Raw genomic sequence first — 17,814 nt, 5'->3', positions numbered from 1 at the left:
AAGAAATTTGCGACACTCCTGCCGAATAACTGGCTAGCCGAGACCCCACAGGCGCTGGTGCCAATGAGGCTTGGCAGGCAGTCGGCGGAAAGGGAGCGGATTTCTGAAAAGTTCTTTTAAACCATCTAAATCCAGTGGTGCAGTTCCATGACAATTTTTTATGTTTCTTTCTAGAAAAAAGAGGAAATAGTAAAGATACAATTATATTTAGAGGGAGCTCATTTATGGTAAATAAAATAAACGAAGAACTAGAAGCTTATTGTGCGAGTGAATATTCAAAGCTATCACGAGTGATCGTCTGTGAACCTCATTATATGGAGATCCGGGAGATCATTAACGAAACACAAAAAGAGTTTCAAGAAGAAAATATCGATCAAGCGCTTGCCTTGGAGCAGCACGCACAATTTACAAAGGCTCTAGAACATGAAGGGATTGAAGTCATAAAACTTCCGCCTCAATTTACATATCCGGAACAAGTCTTTACGAGAGATATCGGTTTCACTCTTGGCGAAACCGTTTACGTAGCTGAGTTGGCAACAGGTATCAGGCAGGGTGAAGAACAAATATTGAAATCCTGGCTCGAAACGAATGGTATTTCATATTTCAACCTCCTCAAAAATCATATTGAGGGCGGGGATGTCCTTATTGACGGAAAGACCATCTATATTGGAATCAGTGAAAGAACGGATGAAACATCCGTCAAGCATCTTCAATCCTTATTACCGGAATACGAGGTCATTGCGGTTCCTTTCATTGAAACATTCCTTCATTTAGACTGTGTTTTCAATATCATATCACCGACAGAGGCGCTTATTTTTCCAGAGTCCTTTACAAAAAAAGAGATGGATATATTAGCTTCACGTTATGACATGATTGAAGTGACGAAAGAAGAACAATTCACTTTAGGAACCAACGTGCTTTCGATTGGGAATAAAAAATTATTCAGTCTACCCTGTAATAAACAGGTAAATAGTCAGCTTCGTGAACGCGGATATGAAGTCATTGAAGTCGATATAAGCGAAATCATCAAGTCCGGTGGCTCTTTCCGTTGTTGCACCATGCCACTATTGAGGACTACGAAAAAGAAGACTGATTCAGCCTGAGCAGAATGAAAGAAACCGGACTAATATGGAAGTCCGGTTTCTTTCTCCTTTTTGTTGTCAAACATTAATTTTCAATGGAATTTGCGACCACCCCTTAAAAAGGCTGGCTGCATTATATAACTCTGATGATAGTCGGGCACATGAGAGTTCAAAAAATGCTTGTCTGGAAGTTTTTGAAAGTAAGAATCTTCTCTATACATCAATTCAGTAGTAGTCTTAATATAATTTCAGAATCCTTTCTATTTAACTGTACATACTGGCTATGTTCATCCTTCGTCAATTCTACAATATTTTCATCAGTATTTACCCAAGCATAATATACGGAAATTCCACCTTCATTTTTCTCATCATTAAAATAAAAGATGAAGTCCGCCTTAGAATGATCCTTCTCCAACGCGAATTCTTCCCAAGCGGCATTCTTTACTATTTCTTTTGTTTTTTCTGTTTTCCCCATTTCTATCTTTTTTTTATATGCTTCGAATTTATAGTGTTTACCTTCATATTTTTGAACGGAAATATGTTCTTGCTTTGTTGTGCAACCTGAAGCCATCGTTATTGATAATAAGCAAAGGCCAACTAGGAGCGGTTTCCTTTTCATGACAAGTCATCTCCTTATACCCAAATGGATTAATTATCCAATATTTTTCATTATACTAGTCCACGCAAAAGAGTAATAGGATTGTTTGTCGATATATTAACCTTTATCCCTTGGGCATATGTCCTTCAATGCATGTATTCCGATTATTAATCAACAATTACACCCCTTAAAATGAAATAAATTGTAAAATGATAAGTCCCCCCCTTTTTGAAAAGGCTTATCTAAAATTTGATAATATTGAAATATACTTGCTATAATTTTCATGAGTAGCGGTAAGTAATACAAGATTGAAAGGGGAATGTAAGATGAATTATGTTAAAAATCAACTGACAGCCATGCGCAGCAATCTTTTAAAGGAAATTGAGGGAATCGATCCAGAGTTCATGGATGTGCAGCCTGAAGGTTTTAATAATACAATCCATTGGCACATTGGACATGTCCTTACTGCAGCGGAAAAGTTTTTATTGAACTCCAGCAGTAATTTGCCAGAGAGTTACAGCCAGCTATTCGGATATGGTTCAAAACCAGCCAACTGGACCGGAGATGTACCTACCGTTGAAGTATTAAAGCAACAGTTGCATGAACAACTTGATCGACTTCTTGAAATTCCGGAAGAACGATTGACAGAAAAAACAGCACAGCCTTTCAACGGAATGGAAACAGTGGGAGAATTCATTAATTTTGTAGTCTTGCACGAAACCAATCATATAGGCCAAATTCACGCAATGAAACTATTCATACAATCCAAAAACTGAGATTAAGAAACTGTCACTCTATTTTTCTTGAAATGGGAGTGGCAGTTTTTTTATTTAGGACGAATAATTACAGTTTTGGTGCGTTTGCACGTACGTTTGGAGCATATACTCGTGAGTTTTAAGCTTTTACTCGTGAATTTGGTGCAAATACTCGTGAATTTTAAGCTTTTACTCGTGAGTTTGCAGCAAACACTCGTGAATTCGAGCGTTACTCGTGAGTTTGCAGCAAACACTTGTGAATAAAATAAAAAAGGCCCTCGCTTTTTATAGCGAGGGCTTTCGTCTGTTCACCCGTAAAGCTGAGTAAACGCCTCTCAAGTCATCTGGTCCTGGTTATCCATATAATCACTGTATGCTTTTTCCGCTGAGGCTTCCGAAGTGAACAAAGCATCATCATCCTCGATCGTATGAAATGTATCGTTCAGGAACAAGGCAACTGCATTGGGATCTTTGGGGTGCGGAACAATTTCCGCTGCCCTGATATTCGAAACTGTAGGGACATGGGGATTATTATAAATCACAAACACCTCGTCACCGACCTGTACTTCTTTTGCATTGATTACACCCATTGAATTCTTCCTTTCCATTACTGATTTTCCTTTAGTTTATGGAAAGAAACTTATAATTATTTATGAAAGATGACAGACCTCGCAAGTGGCGTTATCTGAATGGGGCCCCTTCAACAGAAGGAGCCCCGCCATTCACTTAAGCATATTCATTTTTTGTAAAAATTCGATCGGATGCTGTTTCCGGAAAAACTCCCTAAGCATATAGGCAACACCATCTTGATCATTGGAGCGCGTCACCCATTTTGCCACTTTCCGTACTTCCTCATCCGCATTGCCCATGGCAACTCCCAGACCAGAACCGGCAATCATCTCCATATCATCCAATCCATCACCAATCGAGACGATCTCCGTTCTTTTCACCTTTAAATGGTCCGCTAAATACAATACACCACTCCATTTAGATACACCCTTCGGAACGATTGTCAGTTTATGTCCTGGGTGTAAGACTGCATCCACCTCAGGGAACATTTCCTTTATCAATTTCAACATATCATTTCGAGCATTTTTTTCTGGAAATATAATGTCCATCTTCGTCGGGGCCATCGGCTGATCAATAAGCTCTTCACTGATATCATCCACATAATTTTGAGCATAAATATTTTGGTCATTCAAATACATAACCGATTTACCAAGCAAATTCTCCGGGAGGTTCACCCGATTGCCCAGCGAGTATTTTTCATGAATGAGCAATATTTGGCACGTGGTCTTTTCAAGCATTTGCACGAGCTCTGCAGTCAGTTCTTCTGATATTCTTTTTACCATTATCGGCTTTTCCATGGAAGCTCCGACAAAGGCTCCTTGCTGAGCAACGATCATCGGATTTATTTTTAGGGCTTTGGCCACTTTTTTTGCTGAGTGATAATTTCTTGACGTCACAAGTGCAACATGGACACCTTTTTGGTGAACATAATCTATTGCTTCTTTAGTCGATTTATTTAAACGGCCATTCGACTGGAGCAATGTCCCGTCGATATTGACCGCAAGTAGTCGATATACCATGCTGATCTCTCCCATCTGTTGTATCCTCTTTCAAAATTTATGACTAAAATTTCGAGAATAGAACAAATAGTGGTTCACGACCCTTGCACTTGTGCTTTCAGGGAACAAAAAAACCCCCAACCATTAAAGAAGGGAGTCTCCAACTGCTTATTGCTGTTGCTCAGGCAAGCCATATAAATCTTCAAGCGGCTTCATGATAATTTTATTGAGGTCTGCGATGACCATGCTCATCCGTTGTTCAGCTTCCATCAATTGTGAAATGGTTGGGTTTTGTTGGACAAGCTGTACCGTCTTTTGTGCTTGCTCAACCTCTTCCGGTGCAATCTCCTGTCCCATCATTTGCTTTTGCTGCAATGACATCTGCAGATTACGGAAGTTTTCAAACATTCCTTTTGTTGCTTCATCCGAATTCACAAGATCATATAAGCGTTGCAAATCGGCATATTCATTGCTTGCCCTAATCGCCTTTTCCATTTCATACGCTGCATCATATACGTTACTCATTTATTTCCCCTCCCGGTAATCATTGTATTCCTACACCTTTTCCACTATAACAAATCCGATTGAGAATTACACGTCATCCTATTAAAACAGTTACGAAACCTTGAAATAAACCGATGATTCCACCAAGCAAGGCCCCAAGGTATGTGATCATCGACAATTCCTTCTTAGTGATGGAAACGACTATTTCCTCAAGACGGGACACAGAAAAGGACGAAACCTGTTCTTCCACGATATCGTCCAAATGCAGTTTTTGGAATAGCGGCTGGAAATGATTGATTACGTACTCGGCACCTTTTTCCACAAAAATCGGAACGCCCTTTTCCACAATGGTGTCCGAGAAATTGGCAGTCAATTCTCGAACCGGCTTATTCAGGATCGAAGCGACAGGCAGCATTTCAACCGTTTTTTCGGTAATCCATTGTTTTATCGTTTCTCTCCCGATCATTCCCTCGATTTTCTCTATATCCCATTTCTCGAGATTTCCCCACTCTTTCACCAACATCACTGACAATATATCAATCGTTCTCGATTGTTCAAAAAATTTAATGATTTCCGGCTGAATCTTGTCAATTAACTTTTCGTTTCCAATGAACATCTGAATTAAATTGATCAGCTTGCCCCGTTCCTTGAAAAAATCATCCAACATGTCTTCAAGACGGCGTTTGCCTTCCGCACTGTCAAAATATTCTTTTCCCTTTTTCACGATGAAACGTGACAAATCAGGAATCGAGTCGAGGGCTTTTTGCTGAAGGTGCGGAGGGACGATATCTTTCAAGCTCTTGCTCATGTTCTCTTCCGACCATATTTCATATTTACCAAGAATGAATGTTTGTAATCGCTGTTCTAGCGTAAATGAAGAATTCTTCATTCCCAATTGATCAAGTAATTGAGCAGTACTTTTTTGTGTGGACAATGCTTTCTTTACTTCTGCCTGGACGAAAATTTTCATATTCTGTATAGAGGCATCATTGATGACTTTACTTTGAATGCTCTCTGGTGTGATTAAATGATCGACCACCAATTTGCCTAATTGTTTAGCTAACTCATCCTGCCGCTTCGGAATCAACCCTGGTGTCAACGGCAGCTGCTTCCCAAAAATATGGATTGGCTTATACGGTCTGAATAGCATTCTGATAGCCAATAAATTAGTGAAGCCACCTATTACTGCACCAACGACGACCATAAACAGTATCTTTAGCCAAAACTCACCCATGAAATTTCTCCTTTTATTGCTTGAAATAAAGGCTTTATGACACCTTCTAATTAAAAAATCATAGAATGTGTTATCCACATTTGCCCATCATTTAATTATTAAAGGATATCAAACTTAGTGCAAACGGGGAATTATTATGAACCTTAACCATCAGAAAGTTTACATTACGGTAAATCCCGCAGAGACTAGAAAGAAGGCGCTATTGTTTATCGAAGAAAAATTATTTGAGGAATGGGACCTTCAATTTGGAGAACCCGTAACGATAATGGCTGGATGCCGTTCCGTCCCGGTACTTGTCCAGCCATTCCCGTCATCCCAGCCTACATTGAAACTTTCATATGATATGAACCAAATTTTATCCTTACCCATTTTTTCCGATCCAATCTCCGTCTCATACCATGCGGATGAAAGGTCAATTAAAATAGGACCATTCTTCGCTTCACTCATGAACCAGACTCCCTTGCAAGACGGGACATTCGGCGAGATGGAAAAATTTTATCAGGAAATGAAATCATATTGTAATCAGCAGGGCATCCCCTTCTATTTAGTTAAACTGCAGTCTCTTCAAGATGGGGTTGTGGAAGGCTACCTGCCAGGGCAAGGTGGCTGGAAAGCCTTGCCCCTCCCCATCCCTGATGTATTTTATAACCGGATACATTCGCGTAAACTTGAGCAATCGTCTTCTTTCAAGCTGTTTAAAACTGAACTGGAGGAACGGTCGATTCCGATGTTCAACGGAAGGTTCCTCTCCAAACATGATGTACACGAACTGCTGATCTTAGAAGATGAGCTTTTGCCAAATTTACCAGAGACGATACTGTTTAACGAAAAGGAAACTTTCTTGACATTTATAGAAAAGCATTCGGTAATCTACTTTAAACCCGCATCAGGCAGCCAAGGCAGGAATATTTGCAGATTAACGCAAGTAGCTGGAAAATGGAAAATCGAGCAATCCGGACATCTCCAGAATGTACATTTTGCTGATACGGATGAAAAGTTGTTTGAAACCTTAAAAAAATTTTCCAGAAAACGATCCTACATTCTTCAAAAAGGGATTTCCCTATTCGAAACCGATCAGAGAAAAGTTGATTTCCGCATACTACTTCACCGGAACGAACAGCTTGAATGGAAAGTTACATCAATGGTTGCCCGGATTGGGGATCCTGGTACTATTGTTTCCAATCTTGCACAAGGCGGATTGATGAAAAATGGGCCGGATTTTCTAAAAGAAGCATTTGAACTTCAGGACGCCAGCCGCATATATCAAAAGCTCGTACGCCTGGCTAAAAACACTGCACAGGCCTTAGTCGAAAACCTTGACGATTCATTCGGTGAGCTAGGGATCGATTTAGCACTGGACACCGATACCCATCCATGGATCATCGAAGTGAATTCAAAACCTTCGAAAAAATTTCAAGGCAACTATGAAACCTTTCGTCCATCAGTAAAATCAATCATAGATTTCATGCTTGCCCTTAACCCGAAAACCATCCATAAAAGGAGTTGCTAGCACGTGTTAATAGGATTAATGGCCGCGTCGGATACTCATGAAAACAACTACTTCACCGAAATAGCCAAAACCGCTAAATCATTTAATATGAAAGTTTGCAAATTCTCACCGGAAAATATTGATATGGATCTAAAAAAAGTGAGGGGCGAGCGTTTTGATGCCGAGAGCGAAACTTGGATCGCCGCATCTTTTGATTTACCTGATTTTGTATATGATCGCTGTTTTCACGGTTTAGTTCGTGAGTCAACGGAAACGCGACACAAAATCGAGTGGTTAAAAGATAATTCGAATTTCTTAGGACTGGGACTTCCTGGTAAGTGGGAAGTGTACCAAATCCTTAAAAACCATCCACACCTACAGGCATTTTTTCCAGAAACCGTACAAGTGACGACACCTGAAGATATTATAGGACATTTGGAACGCCTGGATAAAATCATCATCAAACCTGAATTCGGTGCAGGCGGTACAGGAATCTATCTCCTTTCAAAAACCGAAGACGGGACTTTGGTTTCCATGACGAAAAAGGGCACCAAATATGACCGCACATTCTCCTCCAAATCTCAGCTTAACAAATGGCTGCAGCATTTATTAAATCGATACCGTTATCTTTGCCAGCCATATTTAGAACTTTGCACCCAAAATAATGAGCCATTCGATTTACGGATTTTACTTCAAAAAAACGAGAAGAATCAATGGATGGAACGGGGCCGCGGAATTCGTACGGGACAAAAAGACGGAATTACTTCAAATCTTGCCACAGGCGGGGAAGCCATTTCATTGGATAACTTCAACAAAAGAAACCCGGAAACGATTTCGATTGCTGTCGAACAAAAGATTCATCATATCCTTCGCACCCTGCCCGTTGAAACCGAAGCTGTCTTTGAAAGATTATTTGAGTTGGGAATTGATCTAGGCATCGATAAAAAAGGCCAAATATGGATAATGGACATTAACTCGAAGCCTGGTAGGAAAATCATTCAGGCACTACAGCCGGAGACCATGAAAGATATTCATCGAGCACCGTTTCAGTATAGCCAGTATTTAGCCGAACAGCTTCAGAAAGCAGGTGAATAGGAAGTGAGAAAGACTTATCCTGCCGAAATTGCCGCTATCCCTGGCAATGTTCTCTACTACCCTTCAGAGCTTGGAGATTTGGCAGAGATTGAATTAATTTATTTCGGACGGCATTCATGTCCTGCCATCGTCAAACAAAACCCGGCCGTCAATCAAACAATCGTGCTATCGAAAAGTCTTGCGGAATCTCTACTATTCGATCATACCGATATTCCCCTTCATTTATTCATATACGGCAAGAGCATCCATATCGGACCGCTTGTCGGAATCTTTTCCTCAGGCTTCACGGGCATTTCAAACAAACCTTTAGGGGAGAGATCTGAATTTTTCGCAAAGCTCCTTTCGCTTAGCAAGACCACAGGCTGTATTCCCTTTGTTTTTGGAGAGAATGTAATCAATTGGGATGAGGAGACAATCAAAGGCTATGTATTTGATAAAGATGACTGGAACATTTATGAATTTCCTTTTCCTAATGTCATTTATGACCGGCTACCAAATCGGTTGACGGAAAACCGTGATGGACCTAAAGAAGTGAAGCAGAAATTCCAAAAAACATATACCATACCATGGTATAACCCCGGATTTTTCAATAAATGGGATGTAAATGAAAGGTTATGCGCAGATGAGCGGGCACTGCCTTATTTGCCGGAAACGTATCCATTTCAATCCATATCCGTGGTGGAAACCCTTCTTTCCCATTACCGGCAAGTTTATATAAAGCCCATTCACGGCAGCCTCGGTCTAGGGATTCACCAAATTCTTTATGATAAGCATGAGAATGTTTACTATTGCCGCTATACAAACGAAGCAAAAGAAAATAAACTGCAACGGTTTTCGACATTGGAATCCATCGTTAAACACATTTTTCACGACCGCCCGCTCGAGAATCTGATCGTGCAGCAGGGCATCCCATTAATTCGATCTGAAAAACGTCCAGTGGATTTCCGGGTTCATACGAACAAGGACAGTAATGGAAAATGGCAGGTGACCGCGATTGCCGCAAAAATTGCCGGCGCCGGCAGCGTCACGACCCATATTAAAAGCGGGGGTGTCATCAAAACGGTTGCCGAACTGTTTGGAGATGACGATGAGGCGACAGAAGTCGAACGAAAGCTATCGGAAGCCGCACTGATTTTAAGTGACAGTATAGAAAAGAACTTGGACGGCATCATCGCAGAAATAGGATTTGATTTTGGATTGGATAAAAAAGGGCAGGTTTGGATGTTTGAAGCCAATTCCAAGCCTGGACGTTCCATCTTCTCCCATCCAAAACTCAAGGATTTCGAATTGCTGACCAGAAAGCTAAGCCTTGATTATGCCATTTATCTTACGGAACAGACGATTACAAAATCAATCAGAGTGCCGCAATGAACATTTTTTATGATATCCCCACTGAAAATTGGCACCACACTCATGAGAATGCGGAACTTTTCGCCGGCTCTGCCGAAGAAGAAATCAGCTATAAAAAGAACCATTCGAATCAACCTCTAATTCCAATCACAATATTTCCGGGTAACCGGATGCTTACCGTCGGAATTTTAACTGTTTCCAATCCCAAAAAAGAATCAGGTTTGGGTGGAAACCTGACCCTTTTTCGGGACTTATCATTATATTTATTGCAACATGGAATATTGGCGTATGTATTCACAGGAAATGCCCTTCATTCCGCGTCGATGAAAGGGTATCTTTTTTCCTCCATTTCAAACAAGTGGATTGAATGTAAGGTGCCCTTCCCTGACATCGTCTATAACCGTATCCCCTGGAGGAGCTATGAGGCGTCAGAGGAATTCCAACATCTTATCACACATTTTAAAGATTACCGAATGACTCTATTCAACCCCTGTTTTATAGATAAATATGTGATGTTCGAAGCATTAACTGAAGATGGATCCCTCACCAACCACCTTCCGCCCACCATGGTCTTACGAAACAGCGGTTGCCTTGATTCTTTCCTGGAGACATACAGGCATATATACCTTAAGCCATGCAAAGGAAGCCAAGGGAAGGGCATTTATACCATTATCAAAAATGATGATGATACCCTATTGTTCAATAGCTTAAAGCATAGTGAGTCCTTCCCTGATTTTGCTTCCTTCTGGGATACAAAAAAAAGGGATTTATTAAAAAGGAGCTATCTTGCTCAACAGGCGATCATACCAAAAAAACTCTTTGGACATCGTTATGATTACCGGATTCTCGTCCATTATGAAAAAGGTTTTTATAAAGTGACCGGCAAAGCGGTAAGGATGTCGCAAACCCAGGAAATCACCACCCACACTCCCCGAGGCGGAAAGCTTTTTCCTTATCAGGACATTAAATCAAAAAACCTGGATCTAAAATTAGCGAATATCGCCCAAAAATGCGGAGAGTTACTTTCAAAAAAGATCGGGTTTCTCGGAGAGTTTTCCATTGATATAGGGGAAGACGAATCGGGCTCGCTTTTCATATACGAAGTGAACTCAAAGCCGATGCAATTCGATGAAGAAGAAATTGAAACAAACAGGCTTTTGCATTTAAAAAATCTTTTCATTGAATTAACTTTTCCCAACCTGAAAAGAAAATAACACCTCCAGCTGCCGTTTTCCATTATAATCGAATGAGAAACAGTATATATGGAGGTAATACATATGATCACTCATTTTCAATGGGAACCATTGCATAAGAATCTGCCAGGATGGAAAATTTCCTTTTATTTCAACAAGCAGGCAGTCAAAGCCTTGTATCATAAAGATGGATCCATCGAGTGGACAGCCAATCCGCCTTCCGAAACAGATGAAACTAAACTCAAAAGCATGATACATGATTTAATGATCTTCCATGTATATGAATGAAACCCCTTTACATTCATGAAATCGCTAAACAGAATAAAAAAAACTCCTTTGCCTAAACTAAAGAAAAGGCTAGGAGGGATTTCTTTTGGATAAAGAAAAAATGACATTTTTGAAGGATACCGAATATGATGGCAAGGACTCCGTTTACCTGGATATCGACCGTATCATCAATGAAGGAATGGCGGGCGGAAATGTGTATGAAGTCGCTAACCTTCAGAACATCGAAGAAGCACATGATTTTTATGATGAAACAGATCCCAATGTCAATAAATGAATAATGTGGGCTCTCTTATGGAGAGCTCTCTTTTATATCAGTCAGACCGTTAAACGGATAGCATTCAAATAGTCCCATTCTCCCTCGCACTTAAAATATTTTCGTTTAATATCGATGTAATGATATGCTCTGAATCCCACTCATGCCCGGATATCTCGATAAGGGGATAGCGATTCGGTAAAACGACCTGCTGGATTTCATGAACGGTCAGCCCTTGAGAATGCAAGCGTAAAATTTCCCCTTGGAGGTTTTCCAGATAATCCAGTTTTTTTCGAAACATCTCCTTCCCATCAGGAACATGCCCAGCATGACAGCAAAACACTTCCCCGAAGTCATATTGAAGCAATCTTTTTATGGAATCGATGATCACCGGGACAGACTCTTCCCGTAAGACAAGCTTTGTTTTTGGGGTTACGAAAAGGTCTCCTGAAAAAAGCACGCCATTATTGTGATTCAAATACACCATATGGTCCTTTGCATGACCTGGGGTAAAAATCGGCTCCCACGTTTGGGTACGGGAATGAATGGCCTTCCCTAGCGGCTCAGCTTTAAAGGCGTCTCTCTTTCCCCAGAAAATTTTGCGATATTCAGGATATTCAGCATCCTTTGCACAAACCTCAACCGACATCGGGTGAATGAAAAGAGGAACCTTTTTATGTTCCTTTATCCAGGCAGCGCCCCCCGTATGGTCTTCATGATAGTGAGTCAGGGCCACTGAGTCGAAGTCTGCGGATTCATAGAATGGAATAAGCTCTTCCAATAAAATCTGTGCGCCAGTATCTATCAATAGGCCATCCGTTAAAAAGACATACACACTCATCCCCCCCTTGTTCCCGCCAGGAGTCCCATGCACGCAAACCACATCATTTATCGTCTTGATCTCTATCATTCGGTTTCCTCCCCATTATTGTACAAAAATAGTTTTACCTTCCTTTTTTTAACTTTACTATAATAAATGTAGTACCACTTTACCTTTTTGACAAGGAAATATTGGAATAAATAGCCTCGATGAAAATGCTGGATTATTGCATAATAGCCTATTTTCCATGAATCGTTTTAACGGACCGTACCCGATTTAATGACAAAAAAATAAAAGAAACGATTGACATTGCCGGATTTTACAAATAATATAGATTATATTATAAAACTTGAAATATTCTAAAATAATAATTTACTTATCAAGAGTGACGGAGGGATCAGGCCCTGTGATGTCCGGCAACCGCCCTTAGGGAACGGTGCCAATTCCTGCAGAATGATTGCATTCTGAAAGATAAGCCGAGATATGATTTCGCTGCCTCTTTCTGAATGATAGAGGCAGCTTTTTTAATGTTTAAGGGGGAAAGCTCATGATTGAAATCCGTTCAATCCGAAAGGAATACGTCTCGAAGAAAAACCGAGTTATCGGAGTGGATAACGTATCTTTGACCATTCAAACTGGTGAAATATATGGAATTGTCGGCTACAGCGGAGCTGGAAAAAGCTCATTACTCCGCTGCTTGAATTTGCTTGAACGTCCGACAGGTGGAAATATCATTATCGACGGCATTGATTTAACCTCTTTATCTAGCAAAGAGCTTCGTAAACAACGCCAAAAAATCGGAATGATATTCCAGCACTTTTCCCTGGTCAGTTCAAAAACCGTTTATGAAAATGTCGCTTTCGCCTTAAGGGCCGCGCATCGATCGAAGGACGCGACTAAGTTACGTGTATTGGAATTGTTGGAAATCGTAGGGCTCAGCGATAAGAAAGATGTCTATCCTGCACAGCTTAGCGGTGGACAGAAGCAACGGGTCGGCATAGCTCGCGCGTTAGCAAATGAACCCACTGTACTATTATGTGATGAAGCGACTTCAGCCCTTGATCCAACAACTACAAAAGCGATTTTACAGTTATTGAAAAAGATAAGCAGTGAGCTTGGTATCACCATCGTGTTGATTACACATGAAATGGAAGTGGTCAAAGAACTATGCCACCGAGTCGCCGTGATGCAGGATGGCCGGGTAATTGAAGAAGGACCCGTTTATGAAATATTTTCACAGCCCAAACAGGAATTAACGAAGCAATTCATTAGCAGTGTACTGGATTTCGAACTCCCTTCGCACTTGATTGATGAAAGTGAAGGGACGATTATTAAGATTCAATTCGAAGGGCAAACCGCCGGTGAGTCGATTCTTTCGGATACTCTCCAATCCCATGCAGTAAAGGGGAATATTTTACACGGTAAAATTGAGTATATCCAGGATGTTCCTTTAGGCATTTTAATCATCGAGTTAATTGGCGATGCCGTCCAAATTCATTCGGCATTGGAATATATAAAAAATCGTTCCAGTTCTGTGGAGGTGTTAAAACATGTCACTGCTTAATCCCATCGTCAATATTTTACCTGATCTTAATAAAGCCTTTCTTGAAACGATTTATATGGTCGGCGTTTCTCTTGCAGTAGCCCTGCTGATCGGTTTACCGCTTGGAGTATTGCTATTTACAACAACCAGGAATTTATTTTTTGAAAATGGCATCGTGAATCGATCTCTCGGTTTCGCAGTCAATATTGTCCGTTCAATCCCGTTCATCATTCTCTTGGTCGCCCTCCTTCCTTTAACGGACCTACTTACGGGATCGACGATAGGGCCAAGAGCAGCTTCTGTTTCCCTGTCCGTATCCGCAATCCCTTTTTTTGCAAGGATTGTTGAAACAGCATTACGTGAAATAGACAGAGGAGTGATTGAAGCTGCAATTGCCGTAGGTGCCACTCCATGGATGATCATTAAGGATGTACTTCTTCCAGAGGCAAAACCGGGAATCATTCAAGGACTGACATTAACGACCATTTCGCTAATCGGTTACTCAGCAATGGCTGGGACAATCGGCGGTGGCGGAATTGGCGACCTGGCAATCCGGTACGGATATTACCGATATGACAACACAGTCATGATCACGACGATCGTCGTGCTGATCTGCCTTGTGCAACTCATTCAAATGGTTGGTGACAAAGTTTCATACATAGTTAACAAGCGATAGGATCAATCATTTTTTTAAATGACTCAATACATTTCATTACTCAGGAGGAATTTCAAATGAAGAAAATAGCTTCGTTATTATCAGTCTGTGCACTTGCACTCGGCTTGGCAGCATGCGGGAGCGATGATGCATCCCCAAATACAGAAGACAAAAAAGAATTGAAGATCGGGGCGACTACCGGGCCGTACGCCGATATGGTTAAGGAGGCCATCAAACCAGGTCTGGAAGATCTCGGATACAAAATAGAGATCGTCGAATTCACCGACTATATCCAGCCGAATAAGTCGCTTGGCAACAACTCGATCGACGCCAACCTTTTCCAGCATAAAGTGTACATGGATAACTTCGCTAAAGAAAATGATTTAAAGCTTTCCGACCTTATCATAGTTCCAACAGCGCCAATGGGCATATATTCTAATAAGTATAATTCATTGAAAGAAGTGAAAGACGGCACATCCCTTGCAGTGCCCAATGATCCGGTTAACCTGGCACGTGCACTAAAAGTGCTGGTGGATGAAGGGTTGATTGAAGTCGATCCAAATGTCGACCCTTTAAAAGTATCTGAAAAGGATGTAACGAAAAATCCAAAAAACATCCAGCTAAAACCATTGGAATCTGCTCAGTTACCCCGCGCAACAGACAGCGTTGACCTATCGGCGGTCCCTGGCAACTTTGCTCTTGCAGCGAAAATGGACCTCAAGGATGCCCTAGTTTTAGAAAAAATGCCGGATATGTATCGAAACGTTGTTGCAGTGAATACAAAAGATGTAGACGCTCAATTTGCCAAGGATATTAAATCAGTAGTGGAATCCGACCAGTTTGAAAAAGTGATCGATGACAAATTTGCCGGATTCGGAAAACCAGACTGGATGAATTGATCAAATAATCAAGGCCTGCTTCCCCTTTACCGGGAACAGGCCTTTCATTAAGGAGAGCAAATATGAATACCTTACTGGAGGTCCGCAGCGGCCCCGCTTATTACGCCTGTAAAGCAAATGTCCTTGAAAACCTGGAAGTGAAACTGAGTAAAGGGAATATACGTAAAGTGCTCGTTATTCATGGACGAAAATCTTGGGAAGTTACTGAACCCTTTTTTCCTTCCTTAGAAAATATTGAGACGATCTTTTTCACATACGGCGGGGAATGCAGTGACCCGGAAATTGAACGCGTCAAGAAGGCAGCTCTTGAACATGGTGCAGATGCATTAATTGGCATTGGCGGCGGTAAGTTGCTTGACCTAGCCAAATCGGCCGGAAACTCGCTTCAAAAGGAAATCATCCTCATTCCAACCTTGGCTTCCACCTGCGCTGCCTGGACACCGTTGAGTGTCATTTATGATGATAATGGTTCATATGTCCGTTATGATATTCATGAAAAAGGCACTTGGATGTTATTGATCGAACCAGGAATTCTTCTTAATTCGCCGATAAACTATTTACGTGCTGGAATCGGCGATACATTGGCAAAGTGGTACGAGGGCAATGCACTGGCCGAAAAGCTTGCCACCAAGTCCGTTTGTATTGAATTGGCCCATTTGGCCGCAAGGCAATGCCAGGAAGTTTTATTGACATATGGCGAGGAAGCCTTAGCTGATTTGGAAAAAGGGAAATGGACAGATGCGCTGCAGCGTGTAATTGAAACGAACATCATCACCAGTGGTCTTGTTGGCGGGTTTGGCGGCCAGTACTTGCGCGTTGCCGGTGCCCACTCCATTCATAATGGCATGACTTCCATCACCCAAGCGCATCATTTACTTCACGGGGAAAAAGTGGCATATGGCATTTTAGTCCAGCTTGTGCTAGAAGGGAAATTCTCGGAAATCAAACAATTGCTGCCCATCTACCAGGTGCTTAATTTGCCGATGACATTGCTTGATATTGGCCTGACTGTTGAACATAAAGCGGAACTTCAACAGATTGCTTCCCACTCTGTCAAAGAAGGTGAAGACATCCATCTTCTCTTCCCTGATATCAACAAGGAAAAAGTGGCATCCGCCATGGAAAACCTTGAAATCCTTACAAACCATGCAAGCCCTTCCTAAAAAAGCGATGGGGTTTTGACCCCATCGCTTTTTTTGATTCCTCATTGTATAAAATCATCCTTTCCACCAAGCATACATAATGTGCCGTTAATACTTCAGTATAATAAAAGAAGGTCTCAAACTACTGTCTGTTTCCATAATCCAAGAAGATGACTTTCATGTTGTCTGTGCATGCCTGCTTTTCTATCGGCAGATTCCGGACGGCCCTTTTCCCAATTCCATATATCTTCGAGAGTTTCTGATAGGGGACGGAATGTTAGTCCATTATTGATGGCTTGATCGTTGTCGACAGCCAAAAACCCATTCAAAGGTTCCTTACCTCCTGGTAAAGGGAATTCTTCCGGTATCCATAAAGGCATTTCTCCCCACGGCTCTACTTTATTGTCATTTAAAAATTTTTCAGAGACCCATGTAAAGGCAGCATTACTTCTTGTTACCTTTTTGCAGCCTTCAAGTATTTGCCCCATAGTCAGTGTGTATTCGGGTCCAACGGCATTATACGTACCTGTCATGCCCTTTTCCATCATTTGGATGATCCATTGAGCCAAGTCCCTTGCATCGATAATTTGGATTGGACGTCCAGGGCGTCCAGGCGCTAAAACTTCTCCCCCTTCCGCTATTCTTTTAAGCCAGTACGGCAATCGGTCAGTGTAATCATATGGACCTACTATTTGCCCGGCACGAATTGACAAGACTTTCCCCGGCAGTTCTTTTTCAGCTGCTTTTTCGCTTAATGATTTTAACGGTCCATAATATTCACCGTATATCGGTCCAGCCGTTCCGCGGGTTATTTCTTCTGCTTTATCATCATTTAGTGCATGAACCTCTCCATTTTCATCAATACCTGGTTCGGTTGGATCACTATAAACCGAGATGCTTGAAATATATGTATAATGTTTAACTTGATTAAGCAACCTGCAAGATTTCGATACAGTTCGAGGGATAAAGCCTGATGTATCAATTACTGCGTCCCACTGTCTTCCTTTCAGCATTTCAAGATCCCCGTCGCGGTCCCCTTTTAACTGTTCTATTTCGGGGAAAACATAAGGGTCATTTCCACGATTAAAAAGTGTGACATCATGCCCCTTCTCTATTGCAGCTTTTGCTAAATATCGGCCTAAAAACCGTGTACCACCCAATATTAAAATGTTCATAAGATCTCCTCCTCTTTAACGGTATTCCATAAAGCATACGCAATACCCTTTCCTGAAATTAATAATACTTGCAACTTTTCTTTTGTTTTCCCTTCTCGGAAAAACTAAAGATATCCTAATCTTTTGAACTTTATTCTTTTTCGCTATAATGATATGGAAAGGGAGAAAGAA

The 17,814-nt window shown here is 41.3% G+C and carries 20 protein-coding genes and 1 riboswitch; of the genes, 13 read left to right on the top strand and 7 right to left on the bottom strand.

Annotated elements, in window-relative coordinates; translation table 11 throughout:
* The first annotated feature begins 224 nt into the window (after window positions 1–224).
* Complete coding sequence (locus ACZ9AO_RS07605) at window positions 225–1,103, top strand: dimethylarginine dimethylaminohydrolase family protein (RefSeq protein ID WP_251538592.1); 879 nt, start codon at window positions 225–227, stop codon at window positions 1,101–1,103.
* Window positions 1,104–1,302: 199 nt separating this feature from the next.
* Here ACZ9AO_RS07605 and ACZ9AO_RS07600 read toward each other — a convergent pair whose 3' ends face one another.
* On the bottom strand, window positions 1,303–1,701 hold the full coding sequence (locus tag ACZ9AO_RS07600; RefSeq protein WP_251538591.1) for a hypothetical protein: 399 nt from the start codon (window positions 1,699–1,701) through the stop codon (window positions 1,303–1,305).
* Window positions 1,702–2,006: 305 nt separating this feature from the next.
* Here ACZ9AO_RS07600 and ACZ9AO_RS07595 point away from each other — a divergent pair, with 305 nt between their 5' ends.
* Window positions 2,007–2,456, top strand: a complete 450-nt coding sequence (locus tag ACZ9AO_RS07595; RefSeq protein ID WP_289349253.1) for a DinB family protein — start codon at window positions 2,007–2,009, stop codon at window positions 2,454–2,456.
* 111 nt (window positions 2,457–2,567) lie between these two features.
* Window positions 2,568–2,699, top strand: coding sequence for a hypothetical protein (locus ACZ9AO_RS07590; RefSeq protein WP_476108795.1), 132 nt, complete (start codon window positions 2,568–2,570; stop codon window positions 2,697–2,699).
* A gap of 71 nt (window positions 2,700–2,770) precedes the next feature.
* On the opposite strand, the gene ACZ9AO_RS07585 is transcribed toward ACZ9AO_RS07590, so the two are convergent.
* The 4 genes from ACZ9AO_RS07585 to ACZ9AO_RS07570 all read right to left on the bottom strand — a co-directional run bounded on the left by ACZ9AO_RS07585 (window position 2,771) and on the right by ACZ9AO_RS07570 (window position 5,741).
* Window positions 2,771–3,043: a transcriptional regulator SplA domain-containing protein gene (locus ACZ9AO_RS07585; protein ID WP_222620128.1), complete on the bottom strand. Its 273-nt coding sequence runs from the start codon at window positions 3,041–3,043 to the stop codon at window positions 2,771–2,773.
* 114 nt (window positions 3,044–3,157) lie between these two features.
* Entirely contained in the window at window positions 3,158–4,024 is an 867-nt protein-coding gene (locus ACZ9AO_RS07580) for a Cof-type HAD-IIB family hydrolase (RefSeq protein WP_057275891.1), read from the bottom strand.
* A 147-nt stretch (window positions 4,025–4,171) separates the two neighbouring features.
* Complete coding sequence (locus ACZ9AO_RS07575) at window positions 4,172–4,528, bottom strand: YlbF/YmcA family competence regulator (RefSeq protein ID WP_034314741.1); 357 nt, start codon at window positions 4,526–4,528, stop codon at window positions 4,172–4,174.
* A gap of 73 nt (window positions 4,529–4,601) precedes the next feature.
* A complete protein-coding gene (locus tag ACZ9AO_RS07570; protein ID WP_251538581.1) occupies window positions 4,602–5,741 on the bottom strand; it encodes a DUF445 domain-containing protein in 1,140 nt (379 codons plus the stop codon).
* Window positions 5,742–5,877: 136 nt separating this feature from the next.
* Between ACZ9AO_RS07570 and ACZ9AO_RS07565 the strand changes: the two genes are divergently transcribed.
* From ACZ9AO_RS07565 to ACZ9AO_RS07540, 6 genes are all read left to right on the top strand, one after another.
* Window positions 5,878–7,251 (top strand): YheC/YheD family endospore coat-associated protein, encoded by a 1,374-nt coding sequence (locus ACZ9AO_RS07565; protein ID WP_476108794.1) that lies wholly within the window; start codon window positions 5,878–5,880, stop codon window positions 7,249–7,251.
* Between the two features lie 3 nt (window positions 7,252–7,254).
* Window positions 7,255–8,325, top strand: a complete 1,071-nt coding sequence (locus ACZ9AO_RS07560; protein WP_476108793.1) for a YheC/YheD family endospore coat-associated protein — start codon at window positions 7,255–7,257, stop codon at window positions 8,323–8,325.
* A 3-nt stretch (window positions 8,326–8,328) separates the two neighbouring features.
* Window positions 8,329–9,696: a YheC/YheD family endospore coat-associated protein gene (locus tag ACZ9AO_RS07555; protein WP_251538576.1), complete on the top strand. Its 1,368-nt coding sequence runs from the start codon at window positions 8,329–8,331 to the stop codon at window positions 9,694–9,696.
* Complete coding sequence (locus ACZ9AO_RS07550; RefSeq protein WP_476108792.1) at window positions 9,693–10,889, top strand: YheC/YheD family endospore coat-associated protein; 1,197 nt, start codon at window positions 9,693–9,695, stop codon at window positions 10,887–10,889. The genes ACZ9AO_RS07555 and ACZ9AO_RS07550 overlap by 4 nt, the downstream gene beginning before the upstream one ends.
* A 63-nt stretch (window positions 10,890–10,952) precedes the next feature.
* Window positions 10,953–11,156: a YheE family protein gene (locus tag ACZ9AO_RS07545; protein WP_034314751.1), complete on the top strand. Its 204-nt coding sequence runs from the start codon at window positions 10,953–10,955 to the stop codon at window positions 11,154–11,156.
* 85 nt (window positions 11,157–11,241) lie between these two features.
* Entirely contained in the window at window positions 11,242–11,430 is a 189-nt protein-coding gene (locus ACZ9AO_RS07540) for a hypothetical protein (RefSeq protein WP_034314753.1), read from the top strand.
* 64 nt (window positions 11,431–11,494) lie between these two features.
* On the opposite strand, the gene ACZ9AO_RS07535 is transcribed toward ACZ9AO_RS07540, so the two are convergent.
* A complete protein-coding gene (locus tag ACZ9AO_RS07535; RefSeq protein ID WP_289349249.1) occupies window positions 11,495–12,319 on the bottom strand; it encodes an MBL fold metallo-hydrolase in 825 nt (274 codons plus the stop codon).
* A gap of 283 nt (window positions 12,320–12,602) precedes the next feature.
* A riboswitch (SAM riboswitch) is annotated at window positions 12,603–12,707 on the top strand.
* A gap of 69 nt (window positions 12,708–12,776) precedes the next feature.
* On the opposite strand from ACZ9AO_RS07535, the gene ACZ9AO_RS07530 reads away from it, so the two are divergent.
* The 4 genes from ACZ9AO_RS07530 (at window position 12,777) to ACZ9AO_RS07515 (ending at window position 16,489) form a co-directional block, all read left to right on the top strand.
* Entirely contained in the window at window positions 12,777–13,793 is a 1,017-nt protein-coding gene (locus ACZ9AO_RS07530; protein ID WP_048687407.1) for a methionine ABC transporter ATP-binding protein, read from the top strand.
* Window positions 13,780–14,448, top strand: coding sequence for a methionine ABC transporter permease (locus tag ACZ9AO_RS07525; RefSeq protein ID WP_048687408.1), 669 nt, complete (start codon window positions 13,780–13,782; stop codon window positions 14,446–14,448). The genes ACZ9AO_RS07530 and ACZ9AO_RS07525 overlap by 14 nt, the downstream gene beginning before the upstream one ends.
* Window positions 14,449–14,504: 56 nt before the next feature.
* Window positions 14,505–15,326 carry a MetQ/NlpA family ABC transporter substrate-binding protein gene (locus tag ACZ9AO_RS07520; protein WP_054397281.1) on the top strand — a complete coding sequence of 274 codons (822 nt, stop codon included), beginning with the start codon at window positions 14,505–14,507 and terminating at the stop codon, window positions 15,324–15,326.
* A 62-nt stretch (window positions 15,327–15,388) separates the two neighbouring features.
* Window positions 15,389–16,489 (top strand): iron-containing alcohol dehydrogenase family protein, encoded by a 1,101-nt coding sequence (locus tag ACZ9AO_RS07515; RefSeq protein WP_251538569.1) that lies wholly within the window; start codon window positions 15,389–15,391, stop codon window positions 16,487–16,489.
* Between the two features lie 116 nt (window positions 16,490–16,605).
* On the opposite strand, the gene ACZ9AO_RS07510 is transcribed toward ACZ9AO_RS07515, so the two are convergent.
* The gene (locus ACZ9AO_RS07510) at window positions 16,606–17,643 is read right to left on the bottom strand and encodes an NAD-dependent epimerase/dehydratase family protein (protein WP_476108791.1); all 1,038 of its coding nucleotides are present in this window, start codon (window positions 17,641–17,643) and stop codon (window positions 16,606–16,608) included.
* Window positions 17,644–17,814 lie beyond the last annotated feature (171 nt).

Source organism: Peribacillus sp. TE19612, from assembly GCF_056279465.1.
Note: the sequence above shows the minus strand (reverse complement) of the source record. Positions and strands in the feature narration are given on the sequence as shown.

What these genes read in the sequence shown, in the direction of transcription:
- ACZ9AO_RS07605 (WP_251538592.1), top strand. Translation starts at nt 225, where the DNA reads ATGGTAAATAAAATAAACGAAGAACTAGAAGCTTATTGTGCGAGTGAA.
- ACZ9AO_RS07600 (WP_251538591.1), bottom strand. Translation starts at nt 1,701, where the DNA reads ATGAAAAGGAAACCGCTCCTAGTTGGCCTTTGCTTATTATCAATAACG.
- ACZ9AO_RS07595 (WP_289349253.1), top strand. Translation starts at nt 2,007, where the DNA reads ATGAATTATGTTAAAAATCAACTGACAGCCATGCGCAGCAATCTTTTA.
- ACZ9AO_RS07585 (WP_222620128.1), bottom strand. Translation starts at nt 3,043, where the DNA reads ATGGAAAGGAAGAATTCAATGGGTGTAATCAATGCAAAAGAAGTACAG.
- ACZ9AO_RS07580 (WP_057275891.1), bottom strand. Translation starts at nt 4,024, where the DNA reads ATGGTATATCGACTACTTGCGGTCAATATCGACGGGACATTGCTCCAG.
- ACZ9AO_RS07575 (WP_034314741.1), bottom strand. Translation starts at nt 4,528, where the DNA reads ATGAGTAACGTATATGATGCAGCGTATGAAATGGAAAAGGCGATTAGG.
- ACZ9AO_RS07570 (WP_251538581.1), bottom strand. Translation starts at nt 5,741, where the DNA reads ATGGGTGAGTTTTGGCTAAAGATACTGTTTATGGTCGTCGTTGGTGCA.
- ACZ9AO_RS07565 (WP_476108794.1), top strand. Translation starts at nt 5,878, where the DNA reads ATGAACCTTAACCATCAGAAAGTTTACATTACGGTAAATCCCGCAGAG.
- ACZ9AO_RS07550 (WP_476108792.1), top strand. Translation starts at nt 9,693, where the DNA reads ATGAACATTTTTTATGATATCCCCACTGAAAATTGGCACCACACTCAT.
- ACZ9AO_RS07545 (WP_034314751.1), top strand. Translation starts at nt 10,953, where the DNA reads ATGATCACTCATTTTCAATGGGAACCATTGCATAAGAATCTGCCAGGA.
- ACZ9AO_RS07535 (WP_289349249.1), bottom strand. Translation starts at nt 12,319, where the DNA reads ATGATAGAGATCAAGACGATAAATGATGTGGTTTGCGTGCATGGGACT.
- ACZ9AO_RS07530 (WP_048687407.1), top strand. Translation starts at nt 12,777, where the DNA reads ATGATTGAAATCCGTTCAATCCGAAAGGAATACGTCTCGAAGAAAAAC.
- ACZ9AO_RS07525 (WP_048687408.1), top strand. Translation starts at nt 13,780, where the DNA reads ATGTCACTGCTTAATCCCATCGTCAATATTTTACCTGATCTTAATAAA.
- ACZ9AO_RS07520 (WP_054397281.1), top strand. Translation starts at nt 14,505, where the DNA reads ATGAAGAAAATAGCTTCGTTATTATCAGTCTGTGCACTTGCACTCGGC.
- ACZ9AO_RS07515 (WP_251538569.1), top strand. Translation starts at nt 15,389, where the DNA reads ATGAATACCTTACTGGAGGTCCGCAGCGGCCCCGCTTATTACGCCTGT.
- ACZ9AO_RS07510 (WP_476108791.1), bottom strand. Translation starts at nt 17,643, where the DNA reads ATGAACATTTTAATATTGGGTGGTACACGGTTTTTAGGCCGATATTTA.